10 protein-coding genes and 1 pseudogene are annotated in these 16,447 nt (G+C 67.7%); 3 read left to right on the top strand and 8 right to left on the bottom strand.

Annotated features, from left to right (window positions below):
- Positions 1–116: 116 nt before the first annotated feature.
- Positions 117–2,150: an APC family permease gene (locus OG729_RS04175; RefSeq protein WP_405804351.1), complete on the top strand. Its 2,034-nt coding sequence runs from the start codon at positions 117–119 to the stop codon at positions 2,148–2,150.
- 75 nt (positions 2,151–2,225) lie between these two features.
- Here OG729_RS04175 and OG729_RS04180 read toward each other — a convergent pair whose 3' ends face one another.
- Both OG729_RS04180 and OG729_RS04185 read right to left on the bottom strand, forming a co-directional pair.
- On the bottom strand, positions 2,226–3,074 hold the full coding sequence (locus OG729_RS04180) for an SAM-dependent methyltransferase (RefSeq protein ID WP_405804352.1): 849 nt from the start codon (positions 3,072–3,074) through the stop codon (positions 2,226–2,228).
- Positions 3,075–3,260: 186 nt separating this feature from the next.
- On the bottom strand, positions 3,261–4,184 hold the full coding sequence (locus OG729_RS04185; RefSeq protein WP_405804353.1) for a glutamate ABC transporter substrate-binding protein: 924 nt from the start codon (positions 4,182–4,184) through the stop codon (positions 3,261–3,263).
- A 422-nt stretch (positions 4,185–4,606) separates the two neighbouring features.
- On the opposite strand from OG729_RS04185, the gene ctaD reads away from it, so the two are divergent.
- Positions 4,607–6,319, top strand: a complete 1,713-nt coding sequence (ctaD, locus tag OG729_RS04190; protein WP_360865443.1) for a cytochrome c oxidase subunit I — start codon at positions 4,607–4,609, stop codon at positions 6,317–6,319.
- Positions 6,316–6,744 carry a cytochrome c oxidase subunit 4 gene (locus tag OG729_RS04195; protein ID WP_405804356.1) on the top strand — a complete coding sequence of 143 codons (429 nt, stop codon included), beginning with the start codon at positions 6,316–6,318 and terminating at the stop codon, positions 6,742–6,744. Before ctaD ends, OG729_RS04195 begins: the two co-directional genes overlap by 4 nt.
- Here OG729_RS04195 and OG729_RS04200 read toward each other — a convergent pair.
- The 6 genes and pseudogenes from OG729_RS04200 to OG729_RS04225 form a co-directional block, all read right to left on the bottom strand.
- Entirely contained in the window at positions 6,735–8,375 is a 1,641-nt protein-coding gene (locus OG729_RS04200; RefSeq protein ID WP_405804358.1) for a cytochrome bc complex cytochrome b subunit, read from the bottom strand. The two genes, OG729_RS04195 and OG729_RS04200, sit on opposite strands and share 10 nt — an antisense overlap.
- Positions 8,376–8,552: 177 nt before the next feature.
- Positions 8,553–8,885 (bottom strand): annotated as a pseudogene (locus OG729_RS04205) (SAM-dependent methyltransferase); the annotation flags it as partial.
- Positions 8,886–8,894: 9 nt separating this feature from the next.
- Positions 8,895–10,586 carry a serine/threonine-protein kinase gene (locus OG729_RS04210; protein ID WP_405804359.1) on the bottom strand — a complete coding sequence of 564 codons (1,692 nt, stop codon included), beginning with the start codon at positions 10,584–10,586 and terminating at the stop codon, positions 8,895–8,897.
- 96 nt (positions 10,587–10,682) lie between these two features.
- Positions 10,683–12,416, bottom strand: coding sequence for a DNA polymerase/3'-5' exonuclease PolX (gene polX, locus OG729_RS04215; RefSeq protein WP_405804361.1), 1,734 nt, complete (start codon positions 12,414–12,416; stop codon positions 10,683–10,685).
- A 66-nt stretch (positions 12,417–12,482) separates the two neighbouring features.
- Positions 12,483–14,948, bottom strand: a complete 2,466-nt coding sequence (locus tag OG729_RS04220; RefSeq protein ID WP_405804363.1) for a SpoIIE family protein phosphatase — start codon at positions 14,946–14,948, stop codon at positions 12,483–12,485.
- A 112-nt stretch (positions 14,949–15,060) separates the two neighbouring features.
- Positions 15,061–16,413, bottom strand: coding sequence for a M64 family metallopeptidase (locus OG729_RS04225; protein WP_405804365.1), 1,353 nt, complete (start codon positions 16,411–16,413; stop codon positions 15,061–15,063).
- Positions 16,414–16,447 lie beyond the last annotated feature (34 nt).

The following is a 16,447-nucleotide window of genomic DNA, read 5'->3' on the forward strand; positions in this document are numbered from 1 at the left end:
ATATGGCGCGATTACGCCATATGTACGAACTCTCGTGGAATCCTAACGAGTTCTTGATGCCCCTCCGGCCCCGGTGAGGGTGCTTTTGGGCTGGTGGGGCGGCTTACGCTCGCGCCGTGCTCAATGTGACCGGGATACTCAAGCGGCTGGTTATCGGCCGTGCCAAGCGTAGCGAGGAGCTGGGCGAGACGCTGCTGCCCAAGCGGCTCGCCCTGCCGATCTTCGCTTCCGACCCGCTGTCCTCGGTGGCTTATGCCACCCAGGAGATCCTGCTGGTGCTCACGTTGGGCGGCCTGGCCTATCTGCACTTCACGCCGTATATCGCGGGCGCGGTCGTCACCCTGATGACCGTGGTGGTGCTGTCCTACCGCCAGGTGGTGCACGCCTATCCGAGCGGCGGCGGCTCGTACGAGGTCGCCTCGACCAACCTGGGCCCCTCGGCCGGCCTGGTCGTCGCCGCCTCGCTGCTGGTCGACTACGTGATGACCGTGGCCGTCTCGGTCGCCTCCGGCGTGGACAACATCATCTCGGCGGTGCCCGCCCTGGTCGACTACCGCGTGCTGATGGCGCTCATCTTCGTCGCCGTCCTGACCGCGATGAACCTGCGCGGTGTGCGCGAGTCCGGCCAGGCGTTCGCCGCCCCCACCTATCTGTTCATCGGCGGCGTGCTGATCATGGTCGGCACCGGCCTGTTCCGCTATCTGATGGGGGACGCGCCGGTGGCCGAGTCCGCCGCGTACGGGATCACGCCGCAGCCCGGGGACGCGAACCTGGCGGGTCTCGCCCTGGTGATGCTGGTCCTGCGCGCGTTCTCCAGCGGCTGTACCGCCCTGACCGGTGTGGAGGCGATCTCCAACGGCGTGCCCGCCTTCCGCAAGCCCAAGTCCCAGAACGCCGCCACCACCATGGCCGCAATGGGCATCACCGCCATCACCATGTTCGTCGGCGTCACCACACTCGCAATCATCGCCAAGGTGCACATCACCGACGACGCCTGCAGACTGACCGGCCTGACCGACTGCGCCAACTACACGCAGCGCACCGTCATCGCCCAACTCGCCGCCTCCGTCTTCGGCGGCGAGAACAGCGTCGGCTTCTACTTCATCCAGGCCGCCACCGCCCTGGTGCTCATCCTGGCCGCGAACACCGCCTTCAACGGCTTCCCGCTGCTCGCCTCGATCCTCGCCCAGCACCGCTACCTGCCACGCCAGCTCCACAACCGCGGCGACCGGCTCGCCTTCTCCAACGGCATCCTCGCCCTCGCCATCGTGGCCGGCCTGCTGCTCTGGGCGTACAAAGCCAACGTCACCAGCCTCATCCACCTCTACATCCTGGGCGTGTTCACCTCCTTCACCCTCTCCCAGACCGGCATGGTCCGGCACTGGAACCGCGAACTGCGCACCGAGACCAACCCGGCGCTGCGCCGCCGCCACCAGATCGCCAGGGTCATCAACGCCACCGGCGCGGTCATCACCTGCCTGGTCCTGATCATCGTGCTGGCCACCAAATTCACCCAGGGCGCCTGGCTGGCCGTACTCGCCGCGATCGTGCTGTTCGTGATGATGCGCGGCATCCGCCGCCACTACGACTCCGTCGCCGCCGAACTCGCGGTCACCGACCCACGCGGCGAAATGGTCCGGCCCTCCCGGGTGCTGGCCATCGTGCTCGTGTCCACCATCCACAAACCGACCCTGCGCGCCCTGGCCTACGCCCGCGCCTTCCGACCGGACCACCTGGAAGCTCTCACCGTCGCGGTCGACCGCGACGCGGCACTCGAGCTGCAACGGCAGTGGGGGGCCTACGGCATCGAGGTATCGCTCAAGGTCCTCGACTCGCCCTACCGCGAGATCACCCGGTCGGTCGTCGAGTACGTACGCTCCATCAGGCGCGACAGCCCGAGGGACGTGGTCGCGGTCTTCATCCCCGAGTACGTCGTCGGCCACTGGTGGGAAACCCTGCTGCACAACCAGTCCGCCCTGTGGCTCAAGAGCCGCCTGCTCTTCACCCCGGGCGTCATGGTCATCAGCGTCCCCTGGCAGCTGACCTCCGCCGCGCGAGCGGACCACCCCACCCCGCGCGCACCCGGTTCCGTCCGCCGCGGAGAACCCACCACGGAGCGCAAGAACGGCGAGGTCACCACACATCGATAGCCGGGCCCGGCGCTCCCCCGGCCCGGCCCGGACGCTGCGCCGCCCACATCGACAGGCCGACGGACTGCCGCACCGTCAGGGCTTGCGCAGTACCCCGCCGTACTCGTAGATGCTCTTGTTGTTCTCGGTGGCGCCCAGGTACGGGGCCAGGGGCTGCTGCACCGGGGCGAGTGGTGGCTGGTCGGGGTCCGGGCGCCAGGCAGCCAGATTGACCAGGCCGGGCTCCACCGGCTCCAGCCCGTCGAGAAAGGCGTCGAACTCGGCCGGGGTGCGGGTCTGCCAGGGGATACCACTGCCCGAGATGTGCGTGGACATCTCGGCGCCCCTGGCCGGATCGTCGGCGACGACCTGGGAAAGGCCCAGGTAGCTGCCCGGTGCCGCTCGGTCGATAACAGTGCGCAGGATCCGGCGGGGATCGTCGGCGTCCAGAAGGTGGTGGACCACCGACAGGAACAGCACCGCGACCGGCTCGCGGAAATCGATCAGTCGACGCACTTCGGGGTGGTCGAGCACGGACTGCTGGTCGCGCATGTCAGCCGTGATGACGGTGGTGGACTCGTCGTCGGCCAGCAGCGCCCGGCCGTGTGCGAGCACGATCGGGTCGATGTCGACATAGACGACGCGGGCGTCCGGGGCGAAGCGCTGGGCGACCTGGTGGACATTGTTGTCGGTCGGCAGTCCGCAGCCCATGTCGAGGATCTGACGGATTCCCGCCTCCTGCGTCAGGTAGCGCACCGCGCGGAAGAGGAACTGGCGGTTCTGCCGGGCGATGTCCACGCACTCGGGGAAGCTCGGCAACGTGGACAGGAGGAAGCTCCGGTCGATGTCGTAGTTGTCCTTGCCACCCAGCATCCAGCCGTAGGCTCGTGCCGAGGTCGGCACATCGAAGGGTATCGAGGCTGCCTCGGACCGATTGTCACTCACCACAGCGCGCTCTCCGCCTCTCCCGCATACGTGCGGGCTGCCCAGCTCCGTCGGGGTGAGATTACCCCCGATCCACGACCGGGTGGGCCGATCGCCGATCTTCCCAACACGCGGTTGTGCAACGGGGGTTGGCGCGAGGGCACCGCAGCCGGAGTTCCCTGTTGGGGGCGCGGCGCGTGCGTCGTGTCAGTAGCGCTCGACCATCGGCGGTCCCCAGTACTTGGAACCGGACAGACCGAGCGTCGCGTTGAATGCCGCCCGGTAGTCGCCGTTCACGTCGTGCGCCTCGATGGCGTCCGCCACCGCCTCACGCAGGGCCTTGTCATCCCTGTTCATGCCGATGCCGTAGGGCTCCTCGGTGAACCGCTGGCCGACGACCTTCAGCTTCCCCGGGCGCTGGGCGGCGTATCCCATGAGGATGGCGTCGTCGGTGGTGACGGCATCGACCTTCTCGTCGAGCAGTTTCTGTACGCACTCCGTGTACTTGGCCGTCGCGACGGTCTTGGTGTTGTAGTCGGGCTTCTGGATCTCCCGGAGCGCGGTCGAGCCCTTGACCGAGCAGACCGTCTTGCCCTGCAGCGAGTACGGCCCCCCGATCGTCCTTTCGCCCTTGCGGACCAGGAGGTCGGCGCCCGCGATGAAGTACGGACCGGCGAACCCGACCTTCTTCTTGCGCTCGTCGTTCATCGTGTACGTGCCGACGTACAGGTCGACCTCGCCCCGGGCGATGGTGCTCTCGCGGACGCTGGTGTCGACCGTCTTGAACTCGATCATGTCGGGCGAGAAGCCGAGGTCGGCGGCGATCATCTTCGCGATCTCGATGTCGAAGCCGGACCGCTTGCCGCCCCCCTCCTCGAAGCCGAGGAACGGCTGGTCGTTCTTGGCGCCGATGACGAGCTTGCCGGCCTTCTGGGCCTTCCGCAGGGTCGGGGAGTCGATCTTGACGTTGGTGGCGACCTTGTACGTGGGCAGTGACGGCCGAGCCACGCCGTCCACACCGCCGGTGGGCTTGCCATCGGCGTTGTCGGACGTGCCACCACAGGCGGTTGCAGTGAGGGCGATCGCAAGAACAGCGATCGCCGCGGCCGTGGCGGACTTGTGCGGCTTCATGGTGGGACGTCCTTTGGTTCAGCAGATTCAACAGATTCGGCGGCATGGGGAGCCAAGGGCATCGCCAGGGGGCGTCGCGTGTCAGTTGTACAAGATCTTCAACAGGCAGCCCTCGGTGCGCTCGCTGCGCGGGGGTGCCGGAGAACTCCACGGCGCCTCCTCGAATGGGAGGACAGTAAGGACACAATCCGCTCGGCGTCATTACATCTGAGGAAAACTTGAGCATCACGTTCCGGCCACGAATCGGATATCTCCGGCACGGATCTGGATGACTGCCGGTATATCGCGAAATGTCTCATCCGAGCCGGTGAACTGACGAAATTCGGGGCTTCCTCCGCCAGTCGTACACGCCATCCGTGATCCGAGGCTCCACCATCGATGCCGAAGCCGGAAGTTGCCGTACCAGGGCGGACGGGGAATCGATGTCGCAGGACCAGCAGGAAGCCACGTCGGCAGAGCCAGTCACCAACCGAAGGATCAGTGCGGGCGTCCGGCTCATGGGCTGGCTGACGACCACGGATCACAAGGTCATCGGCAACCTCTACATGGTCACCGCGTTCGGATTCTTTCTGCTGGCCGGGCTGCTGGCCATGCTGATGCGGGCGGAGCTGGCCCGCCCCGGCCTGCAGATCGTCAGCGCCGCGCAGTACAACCAGCTGTTCACCGTGCACGGCACGATCATGATGCTGTTGTTCGCCACGCCGATGTTCGCCGGGTTCGCGAACGCAGTCATGCCGCTGCAGATCGGCTCACCCGACGTCGCTTTCCCCCGCCTCAACGCGCTGACCTACTGGCTCTTTCTCTTCGGCGGGCTGATCGTCGTGTCCGGATTCGTCGTCCCGGGCGGCGCGGCAGCCTTCGGCTGGTTCGCCTATGCCCCGCTGAACAGTGCCGTGTTCTCGCCGGGCCCCGGCGGTGACCTGTGGACCATGGGCCTGGTGCTCTCCGGGCTCAGTACGACACTGGGAGCCGTCAATTTCGTCGCGACCATCGTCTGTCTGCGCGCGCCCGGGATGACGATGTTCCGCATGCCGATCTTCACCTGGAACGTGCTCTTCACGTCCATCCTGGCGTTGCTGGCCTTCCCGGTGCTCACCGCCACACTGCTCGTTCTCGAGGCCGACCGGAAGTTCGGGGCCCTTGTCTTCGACTCGGCCAACGGCGGGGCGTTGCTGTGGCAGCACATGTTCTGGTTCTTCGGCCACCCGGAGGTCTATATCGTCGCGTTGCCGTTCTTCGGTGTGGTGAGCGAGATCATCCCCGTGTTCAGCCGAAAACCCATGTTCGGATACGTCGGCATGGTCGGTGCCACGATCGCCATCACCATGCTCTCGGCGGTCGTGTGGGCCCATCACATGTTCGCCACGGGAGCCGTGCTGCTGCCGTTCTTCGCGGCCATGTCGTTCATCATCGCCGTGCCCACGGGGGTCAAGTTCTTCAACTGGATCGGCACCATGTGGAAGGGCAGCCTCTCGTTCGAGACGCCGATGCTCTGGTCGATGGGATTCCTCGTCACTTTCCTGCTCGGCGGCCTCAGCGGAGTGCTGATCGCCTCACCCCCGTTGGACTTCCACCTCACCGACTCGTACTTCATCGTGGCCCACCTCCACTACGTGCTCTTCGGCACGGTGGTCTTCGCGATGTTCGCCGGGTTCTACTTCTGGTGGCCCAAATGGACGGGGCGCATGCTCGACGAGCGGCTCGGGAAGATCCACTTCTGGACCCTGTTCACCGGCTTCCAGACCACCTTCCTGGTCCAGCACTGGCTGGGAGAGAGCGGAATGCCGCGACGCTATGCCGACTACCTGGCGGCCGACGGCTTCACCCTCCTCAACACCATCTCCTCCATCGGCTCGTTTCTGCTGGGCCTGTCCACGCTGCCGTTCCTGTACAACGTGTGGCGCACCCATCGGTACGCGCCCAGGGTCGAGGTGGATGACCCCTGGGGCTTTGGCCGGTCGCTGGAGTGGGCGACTTCCTGCCCGCCACCGCGTCACAATTTCCGGGCTCTGCCGCGCGTACGATCCGACTCCCCGGTATTCGACCTGAACCACCCCGCCGTGACGGAGAAACCATCCATCGACCGGGGTGGCACCCCACCGGCTACGGACACCCTGGGGGACGCGAGCGCATGAAGACCGAGGCCATCCTCTTCGCCGGGGTCGCGGCGTTCTTTCTGCTGACCGATGTTCTCTACGCCGTATGGTCCAAGGATCCGGCCGGCACGGCGGCGCTCACCGTCGCCTTCCTCATGGCGTCGCTCGTTGCCTTCGTCTTCGCCATGAACTACCGCCGCAAAGGTCTCCGCCCCGAGGACCGCAAGGAGGGAGACGTACGCGAACGGGCTGGGCTGGTGGACTTCTTTCCTCCGCACAGCGCCTGGCCGGTGCAGATCGCGGCCGGTGCGGCCGTACTCGCACTCGGAACGGTCTTCGGACTGTGGCTCTTTCTGATCGGGTTGGGTATGGCGCTGGCGGGAGTGTGCGGAATGGTGTTCCAGTTCGCCTGGCCGGGATGGAGGGTTCCGCCCGGTACGGGAAAGCCAGGGTCTCACTCCTGACGGTCGCCGACCGGCTCCGGTGGCGCCGTTCGCTCGGCGATGACGGACCGCTGCTCGTCCGTGGCAGGCAGATCGACGCGGTCGCCGTAATACCAGCTGCTCAGCGCGGCCCTCAGGCGCCGCCGACGCGGGAGTGGGCCCACTTCGGGCAGTTCCAGGGGCTTGGGGACCTCTCGCATCAAGAGGCGGTAGCGGGCGGCCGGATCGAGGTCGCGATGGCTCTCCCCGAGTTCGCCGTAAGGCGACTGAGTCACCTGACCGCTCTCCTCCCCCTCGGTCAGCAGTCGTCGGTCACGCACCTGAAGAGCGAGACAGAGGCGCTTGGTCACGGCGAAGGCAAGCAGCGGAGCGAGAACGAGTGAGATCCGGAGGATCCAGGTCATGGTGTTGACGGACACACGGAAGGAGAAGGCCAGGACGTCGTTGCCCCCCGCCGCCAGCAGCACGGCGTAGAAAACGACGGCCGCCACGCCGAGTCCCGTGCGGGCCGGACGGTTGCGTGGCCGGTCGCACAGATGGTGTTCGCTGCGGTCGCCCGTCACCCACTTCTCGAAGAAGGGGTAGAGAAACAGGATCGTGAACACGACGCCGGGCAGCGCCACCGCGGGAATGAAGACATTCCACATGATCGTGTGTCCCGCGATGTTGGTCTCCCAGGGCGGCATCAGCCGCATCGCGCCCTCCAGGAAACCGACGTACCAGTCCGGCTGTGCGTCACCGGAGACCTGGTCGCCGCGGTAGGGGCCGTAGTTCCACACGGGGTTGATCTGCGCGAGCCCGCCCATAAGTGTCAGGACGCCGAAGACGATGAGGAAGAACCCGGTGGTCTTCGCGGTGAACTGAGGGAACATCGGCTGGCCGACGGCGTTCTTGTTGGTCTTGCCCTGAGCGGCCCAGTGAGTGTGTTTGAGATACACGATCAGGAAGAGGTGAGCGGCGATCAGGGCCACGAGGAGGCCGGGAACGAGCAGGACGTGGACGATGTACAGGCGGGGGATGATGACCATGCCCGGGAACTGTCCGCCGAAGATCGCCATCTCCAGGTTCGTACCGACGAGCGGGATGGACCCCACGATCGTGGCCGCTGTCCTGAGACCGGTTCCGGACAACAGATCGTCGGGCAGGGAGTAGCCCGCGAAGCCTTCCAGGAGCGCGAGGAGAAACAGCGATACGCCCACGATCCAGTTGCCCTCCCGCGGCTTGCGGAAAGCACCGGTGAACAGGATCCGCAGCATATGGACGGCGATGGCGGCGAGGAAGACCAGCGCCGCCCAGTGGTGGATCTGACGGATCAGCAGGCCTCCGCGCACGGCGAAGCTGATGGTGAGGGTGGTGGTGTAGGCCTGCGTCATCCGCTGGCCCACCAGTGGTTCATAGGGGCCGGTGTACACGGTCTCCACCATGCTCGGGTCGAAGAAGAGCGTGAGATAGATGCCGGTCAGGATGAGCACCACGAAGGAGTACAGGGCCACTTCACCGAGCAGGAAGGACCAATGGTCGGGGAAGGCCTTGCGCAGCAACTGCCTGGCCAGCTCGGCGACGGGCAGCCGGCCGTCCACCGCCGTGAACCCGCGGACGGCCGCATCCTCGGCCCTTGCCTTCAACCGTGCCTTGCGCCTTCGAAGGGGCATGCACCACTCTCCCGACGATCCTGTTCCCATGCGTCCCGTTTGTGCCGGTTCGCGGTACATGGGTAACCCCCGGCGCACGGAATCAATCGCGGCGACGCGCCGGGGCCGGATACGGGCTGCGGCAATCAGGTGCCTGAGTACCGGGCGTGCTGCGCCGTACGGACGGGTCCTCCGTGGCTAGCCGGTCTTCCGGGCCTCGATGAGAAAGCGCTGCGAGTAGGCCACGAACGGTCCGTGGCGCTCCATGAAGACATGGAGCTCGGCCAGACGGTCGCGGTAGGCATCGACCGTAAAGCCCGGGACTGTCCAGATCACCTTGCGGAGGAAGTGGACCACCGCCGCGATGTCGTGGAACTCCATCCGGAGCGCTTCCTGCCGCACGTCGACAACGTCCAGACCCGCCGCTTCCGCACCGGCTGCGGCCGCCATCGGGCTCGCGCCGGCTGTGATCGACAGCGGGCTCGAGGACGGGTGCACGTGGACCGCAGCCTGCGGCCCCATCAGGAAGTCGGCCGGCGGTCAGTTCTCGGCGGCCACCTTGTTCAGCACCGAACCGCTGAAGTCCGCGGCGAGATACCCCGACGAGCTGTATTCATCAATGAGATACACGTTCACTGTCGGCACCGCCTCGAAAACCGGGCCGCGAACGATGACGTAACGCATCGTCGGACGGGAGATACCGAGTTCCTGGTCGGCCTTCTTGATGAGCGCGGGAAGAGTGTCCCAATTGACCTTGCTGACATCGATCGGACCCGAATCGGAGTCGAAGACCGTGCCACCCGGGCCCTCGCTCGCAGCGTAGCCGTTGCGGAAAACGTAGCGGTCGTACTTCTTCCGGCTGCCCTGGACCGGAACTTCGGCGATCGCATAGTCCTTGTACACGGTGAACTCGAAGAACTTCGTGGTCCGCGTCTTGGCTTTCAACGCCTTGATCGCGTCCCGCACCCCGGCAGGTGTGAGCAGGTTCTTGGTCTCCTTGGACGGCGGCAGCGAGACCTTGTCCGGCTGCGGGGTGCCGGTCGCGCCGCCCCTGGCACCGCTGGTGGATGTGGACGTGGCCTTCGGCTTCGCCTTCGCCCCCGCCGAACCATGCTGGTCAGGAATGACGTTCAGCACGATCACCGACACCGCGGTGATCGCAGCGGCGGCGCTCACCGCGACCGCCGTCCTCCTCCACGGTTTCCGCGGCGGCCGGCCAAGCGCATCGGGAACGGTGCCGACGGGCAGCGGAGGGCCGAAGCCGGGCCGGCCGATGTCCGAGGGAGGCGGGCCGTAGGAGCCGTACGGACCGGACTGCACCGGCTGCACCGGCGCTGTGGCCTGCGGTACGGACGGCGCCACGGCCGGTGGCGCAGGCGGCCGGCGGAGGGCATCGCTGCCGGCTTCGGCGAGCATCCGCTCCACCTGCGCCGCGTCGGGACGCGCTGCCACATCTCGTACAAGCAGGGCGTTCAGTACGGGGGTGAGCGCTCCGGACCGCACCGGCGCGGGAATCGGGTCGTCGAGGACCGCGACCAGCGTCGACATGCTCGTGGCGCGCCGCAGGGGATGTCCCCCCTCCAGTGCGACGTAGAGGAGCATGCCGAGGGACCACAGGTCGGAGGCCGGGTTGCCCTCCTCGCCGCGGATGCGCTCGGGGGCGATGTACTCGGGCGAGCCGATGAGGTCGCCCGTAGCCGTCAGGCTGGTGGACTCGCGCAACGCAGCGATGCCGAAGTCCGTCAGGACGGGGCTGCCGTCCGGTCGGAGCAGGACGTTGGCGGGCTTCACATCCCGGTGCTGGATGCCCTCGGCGTGGGCGGCCCGGAGGGCGGCCAGCACACCCCGGCCGACCGTCAGCGCCTCGGGGACGGCCAACGGGCCCTGGCCGAGCCGGTCGTGCAGGGAATGCCCGCGGACCAGCTCCATGACGATCCACGGATAGGGGCTGTCGGCGCTTTCCACGATGTGGTGGATGGTGACCACTTGCGGGTGGGCGAGGCGCGCGAGCGCCCGGGCCTCGCGGAGTACGCGTTCGCTCAGCATGCGCGCGCGGGCGGGGTCCGCATCCTGCATCGCCGGATCCGCGGGGCGCACCTCCTTCAGCGCCACTTCACGGTGCAGCACAATGTCGCGAGCCCGCCACACGGTACCCATGCCGCCACTGCCGAGCCTGTCCAGCAGCTCGAAACGGCCGTCGATGAGCCGTCTGTCGGCCCCCCTGGTGTTCATAGCGGGTCAGCTTACGAGGCGTGGCACCGCCGCCGTCCGGCGGACCTGCCCACGCTCGGTGCCCCACGGCCAGTTCACCCGCGGCACTCATGATTCCTACGCCCGAGCGCGTCCTTTGCGCAGGAATCGGCGCAGCTTCGTCAGCGGCCAGGTGTTGATGACCTCGTCCTTCGTCAGCCATCCACGCTGGGCCGTGCCAACCCCGTAACGCATATAGGGCAGATGCGTGATGGAGTGCGCGTCGGAGTTCACCGCGAACTTCACGCCGTACCGTTTCGCCCGCAGGATGTCTTCGTCGCTCAGGTCCAGGCGCTCCGGATGCGCGTTGATCTCCAGGGCGGTCCCCGTTCGTGCGCATGCTTCGAAGACCGCGTCGAAGTCGGCGTCGATGCCGGGCCGCTTGCCGATCAGCCGGGTGGTCGGATGGCCGATGACGGCAACGTACGGGTTCTCGCAGGCGCGCACCATGCGGCGGGTCAGGGCCTGCCGGCTCTGGTTGAAGTGTGAGTGCACGGAGGCCACGCACAGGTCGAAGCCCTTCAGGAAGTCGTCGGGCCAGTCGACGTCGCCCTCCGGGCCGATGTTGAGTTCCGTGCCGTGCAACAGCCGCATCCCGCGGTGGCTCCGGTCGAGTTCCCGTACGCGCTCACGCTGCGCGAGGATCTTCTCGTCCGTCATACGCTGCATGTACAGGTTCGGCGCGTGGTCGGTGATGGCGTAGTACGCATAGCCGCGGGCGGCAGCGGCCGCGACCATGTCCTCCAAGGAGGCGAGGCCGTCGGTGAGGTCGGTGTGGGTGTGCAGGTCACCTTTGATGTCACCGTCGGCCAGGATGGCGGGGAGTTCGCCGCGCAGTGCGGCCGCGATCTCGCCCCGGTCCTCTCGCAGGGGCGGCGGGATCCACGGCAGGCCGAGCCGGGCGTAGATCTCCTCCTCCGTCTCCGAGGCGATCGTCCTCCCGCTCTCGGCGTCGAAGAGCCCGTACTCGGACAGCTTGAGCTTGCTGCGCACCGCCATCTCGCGGGTGCGGATGTTGTGCGCCTTGGAACCGGTGAAGTACTGCAGTCCTGCTCCCCAGGAAACGGGTGGCAGGACCCGTAGATCCACCTGGAGGCCCTTGGTGGTACGGATGGACGTCTTCTTCTCCCCGTGCGCGACGACCTCGGCCGTGTGCGAAAAGCCGCCGAGCGCCGCCATGAACGGCGCCGACTCTTCCGCCGCCACCAGGATGTCGATGTCCCCGATCGTCTCCCTCATGCGGCGCAGCGAGCCCGCGTAGGTGCACCGTTCACATCCGGGGATCCCGGACAGCTCGGCGACGATCTGCTCGGCGACGTCCATGGCGGCGCCGATCAGGATCCGGCCGTCGCCGGCCTTCTGCATCAGGGAGATGCCGTGGAGTATGTTCTCCTCGGTCTTCTCACCGAAGCCCTTCAGGTCGCGCAACCGCTCCTCGTGGATGGCGTCCAGCAACTGGTCGACGGAGGAGATGTTCAGCTCTTCGTAGAGGACCATCGCCTTCTTGGGCCCGAGTGTGGGGATCGCGATCAGCTCGCGGACGCCCGCGGGGATCGACGTCCTCGTCTCCTCGATGGTGGAGATCTGGCCGGAGCTCAGGTATTCGACGATCTTGTCGGCGATCGACTTGCCGACGTTGGGGATCTCCCGCAGGCCCTTGGCATCGAGCTTCGAGACGTCCGCGTGGTAGCCGCCGATGGCACGGGCGGCCTTCTCGTAGGCACGTGCCTTGAAGGCGTCCCCGCCGCTGATCGCGATGAGGTCGGCGTACTCCTGGAGCAGCGCTTCGACCTCCTCGTTGGCTCGGACCATAACTCCAGGGTGCTCCGATACCCGCGGGCAGGCACGCCTGGGAGCGACCGCGCACTCCTGCCCGGCTCAGGCGAGCATGGCCGTTCGGTCGTCCGGCCCGGGCAGCGCCTGTTCCGTCCAGATGGTCTTGCCCGAGCGGCTGTAGCGCGTCCCCCATCGCTGGACGAGCTGGGCCACGATGAACAGACCTCGCCCGCCTTCGTCGTCGTCCGCGCTGTGGCGCAGGTGCGGGGATGTGTGGCCGGTGTCCGCGACCTCGCACACGAGCGTGCGGTCGTGAATGAGCCGCAGGTACAGCGGGCCTTCGGCATACCTGACGGCGTTGGTGACCAACTCGCTGACGATCAGCTCGGTGGAGAACACCAGTTCCTCGAGCCCCCAGTCGCGCAGCCGGTCGGCGACCAGCTCCCGGGCACGGCCGACCGAGACCGGTTCGGCCGGCAGGTCCCAGGCGGCGACCCGGTGGGCGTCGAGCTCACGGGTGCGCACCAGCAGCAGTGCCGTGTCATCGGTGGTCGTGCCGGCCGGCAGCAGTTCCGAGACGACTCGATCGCACAGGTCCTCCAGGGACCCGTGGTTGTCGGCGAGGACCCTCCCCAGGATTTCCATCCCCTCGTCGATGTCCCGGTCGCGCGACTCCACCAGACCGTCCGTGAAGAGCACCACCAGGCTGCCCACCGGCAGTTCCATCTCGATGGACTCGAACGGCAGCCCGCCCAGCCCCAGTGGCGGGCCGGCCGGCAGATCCGGGAAGGTGACACGGCCGTCGGGGTGGACGACCGCGGGCGGCAGGTGGCCCGCGCGGGCCATGGTGCAGCGCCGCGACACCGGGTCGTAGACCACGTAGAGGCAGGTCGCTCCGGTGGCCACGTCGTCGCTGTCGGCGGATGTGTCACGGACGTCCGCCGAGTCCTGAGCGGACTGCCCCACCAGGTCGTCGAGCCGCTTGAGAAGATCGTCGGGAGGTATGTCCAAGGGGGCGAGCGCCCGTACGGTGGTACGCAACCGGCCCATGGTGGCCGCGGCATGCAGCCCGTGGCCGACCACGTCGCCGACCACCAGTCCGACGCGCGTTCCGGACAGCGGGATGGCGTCGAACCAGTCTCCGCCCACACCGGTCAGGTCGTCGGTGGGTAGGTAGCGATGGGCCAGATCGACCGCCGAGTTCGGCGGCAGGTGCTGTGGGAGCAGCTGGCGCTGGAGGGCGAGGGCCGCGGCGCGTTCGCGGGTGAAGCGGCGGGCGTTGTCGATGCACACTGCTGCCCTGGTGACCAGCTCGTCCGCCAGGGCGACGGCACCGCTGTCGAAGATGCCGGGCCCGCTGCGGCGTACGAAAGTGACGAGCCCCAGGGCGTTGCCACCGGCTCGCAACGGCACGACCAGGGTGTTTTCGTCCAGGACGAGCCCGCCCGAGGCGAGGCTGCGGAGCTGGGGCGAGCCGGTCGGGTACGTCACCGGGCCCGGCGGACGAACCAGCTGCTCCACGGCCGCCGGTGTGCCGTCGGCAGGGGTCGAGGCGGTGCCGTCGGCAGGCGCCGAGCGGGAGGCGGTGCGGATCAGTTGCGTCCCCGCCACGCCGGCGGCGTCCGGCAGCTCCCCTTCCAGTACCGCGGCGGCGATGTCGACCTCGACAGCGTCGGCGAACTCGGGGACCGCCACCCCGGCCAGCTCCTCCGTCGTGATGACGACGTCCAACGTGGTGCCGACCTGACGGCCCGCCTCGACGAGCAGGTTCAGCTGCTGCTGGGCCTGGTAGCGCTCGGTGATGTCGAAGGCGTCCTCGCACACGCCGAAGACATAGCCGTCGGAATCCTGCAGCCGGTAATAGGAGCAGGACCACAGGTGATCCGGCCCCGGGTCGCTGGGCTGCTGTCCGCGGAAGTGCAGGTCGAGGAACGGCTCGCCGGTCTCCAGTACGTGCCGGATGACCGCATCGAGTGTCTCCGGATACCCGGGCGTCACGAATCTGCCCTCGGGGTACAGCTCATCGCCCCGCTTGCCGCGGAACGCGGCGAACGGAAGCCCGATCTCCTCTTCGTATGCCGCGTTGCACCAGGTCAGGTGGAGCTCAGTGTCATGGATCGCGAGGCCGACGGGCGACTGGGTGGCCAGACCGTGCAGCATGGCCAGCTGGGACTCCCACTCGATGAGCCCTTCGCGCTCCGCCGCCACGAGGACACGTTCGGCCACTCCCTCGTCGGACAGCGGACAGACCGCGGTGACGAGCAGCAGGCGGTGGCCGTTCCGGTGGACGGCGACGCATTCGTCACCCTCCTCCAACGGCGAGACGATCGGCAGGGCCGAACGATCGACGGGTGCGGGCGCGGTCGCGGACTCGGTCGCGGTCGCGGGCTTCAGAAATGTGCTCAGCGGCTGCCCGATGATCTCGTGCGGCCGGTAGCCGAGCAGGCGCTGTGCAGCGGGACTCCAGCCAATGACGGTGCCGCGGCTGTCCAGCACAATCGTGGCCGCCCTGGTCACGTCCAGGGGGCCACGGAAATCGCCGTTCCCAGCCGCCTTCCCTGCGCTCATGGCGCCCCACCGGCCCGCTTTCATCACGTCCAGAATCCGCCTGCTACCGGGCCCGCGCAACAGCGGAAACCGCACCTTTGGGCGGTGCGGTCTCCGGATCCTGCGGGTGGTGTCAGAGCCGGATCTTCCAGCTCGTGGAGGACTTCAGCGTCGCGGCGATCTTCGGGTCCCGCACCGAGGGCGTACGGTCCTGCGCGGTGACCGACAACGTGTGCGGGCGCTGATCGATCAGCCGCAGCGCCAGGTCCGACACCCGCACCTGGGTACGGCCCGCGAAGCGCTTCAACTCCCTGCCGTCCAGATACCAGCGGATCCTGAGCTGACGCCCGTCCACGCCGGTCAGCCGGGGTACGGCGGCCTTCGCGGTGTCGCGCAGCCGGAGGGAGCGTTCCGTGGGGGTGACGGGGGTGACGATCTTCGCATGGCGGTAGAAGCCGGCGATCATCGCCTCGACACCGGGCAGGTTGAAGGGCTTGCCGAGGACACGCATCAGGGAACTGTCGGTGGGCCGGTTCAGCCCCTTGACGTAGTAGCCCCCGCCTTCGTACGTGCCGACCGTGCCGCCGTCCGGCGACTCCTCGCCGAGCCAGCGGTACCACTTGGCGCGCTGCCCGGACATGTCCCCGGCGGCCAGCGTGGAGATATTGGAAGTGTCCGGCTCGGCGCCCGTGTACTGCTCGTAGCCCGGGTAGCCGGGGTAGAAGTACTCATCGGCGAGCTTGCCCAACGAGTGGCCCGTCTCGTGGATGGCGACCTGGCCGGACTTGTCGTTGCCCGCCGAGGCGGTCGAGATGCCCTCGTAGCCGAGGGTCGCGCTCGGCTCGTTGTAACCCGCACCGCCGTACTTGGCACTGTTGGCGAGCACGAGCACCAAGTCGGCCTCCGGCGCCTTCGCCACGTACCCGTCGACCTTGGCCTGGTCGATGCACAGCAGCCGCTCGGTGTCGTCGCACCAGAAATACGAGCCCAGGGCGGTGTCCCGGACGACGTCCTTCCCGGGGTCGCCGGAGACGCCGGACTGGTTCGACACCGCGTCGACCGTCCAGACGTTGAAGAGGTTCTGGTAGGTCGTGTACGGCTCGACGGCCGCCACCTCGGCCCATTTCTCCTTGGCGTCGATGTGGAACTGGTCCAGCTCGGCGGCGGTGTAGCCGTCCCCGACGACGACGATGTCCAGCCGGTCGGCGGTGGAGCCGTTGTCTATCAGCTTGGTGACCTCGCCGTCGGCGTCCTCCTCGGCCGCCGAGAGCCGGGAGGGTGTCCGGTCCCGGCCCTTCTGCGGTACGTGCGTATGGCCGGATCCGGCGGCTGTGCCGTGTTCCGGGCCGGGTATCTCGACCTCGACCCCGGCCCCGCTGGGTGGTGCCGGATCCGCGGCCGCGCTGCCGGGTGCGGTGGCCAGTGCGGCCGCGAGCGCAGCGGCCACGCCGACCGCCGCGATAACTCTGCGCCGTGCTGAACGCATGAAGTCCTCCCCCTGATGCGAAGATACGAAAGTT

The organism is Streptomyces sp. NBC_00210 (assembly GCF_045160975.1).
Lineage (GTDB): Bacteria > Actinomycetota > Actinomycetes > Streptomycetales > Streptomycetaceae > Streptomyces.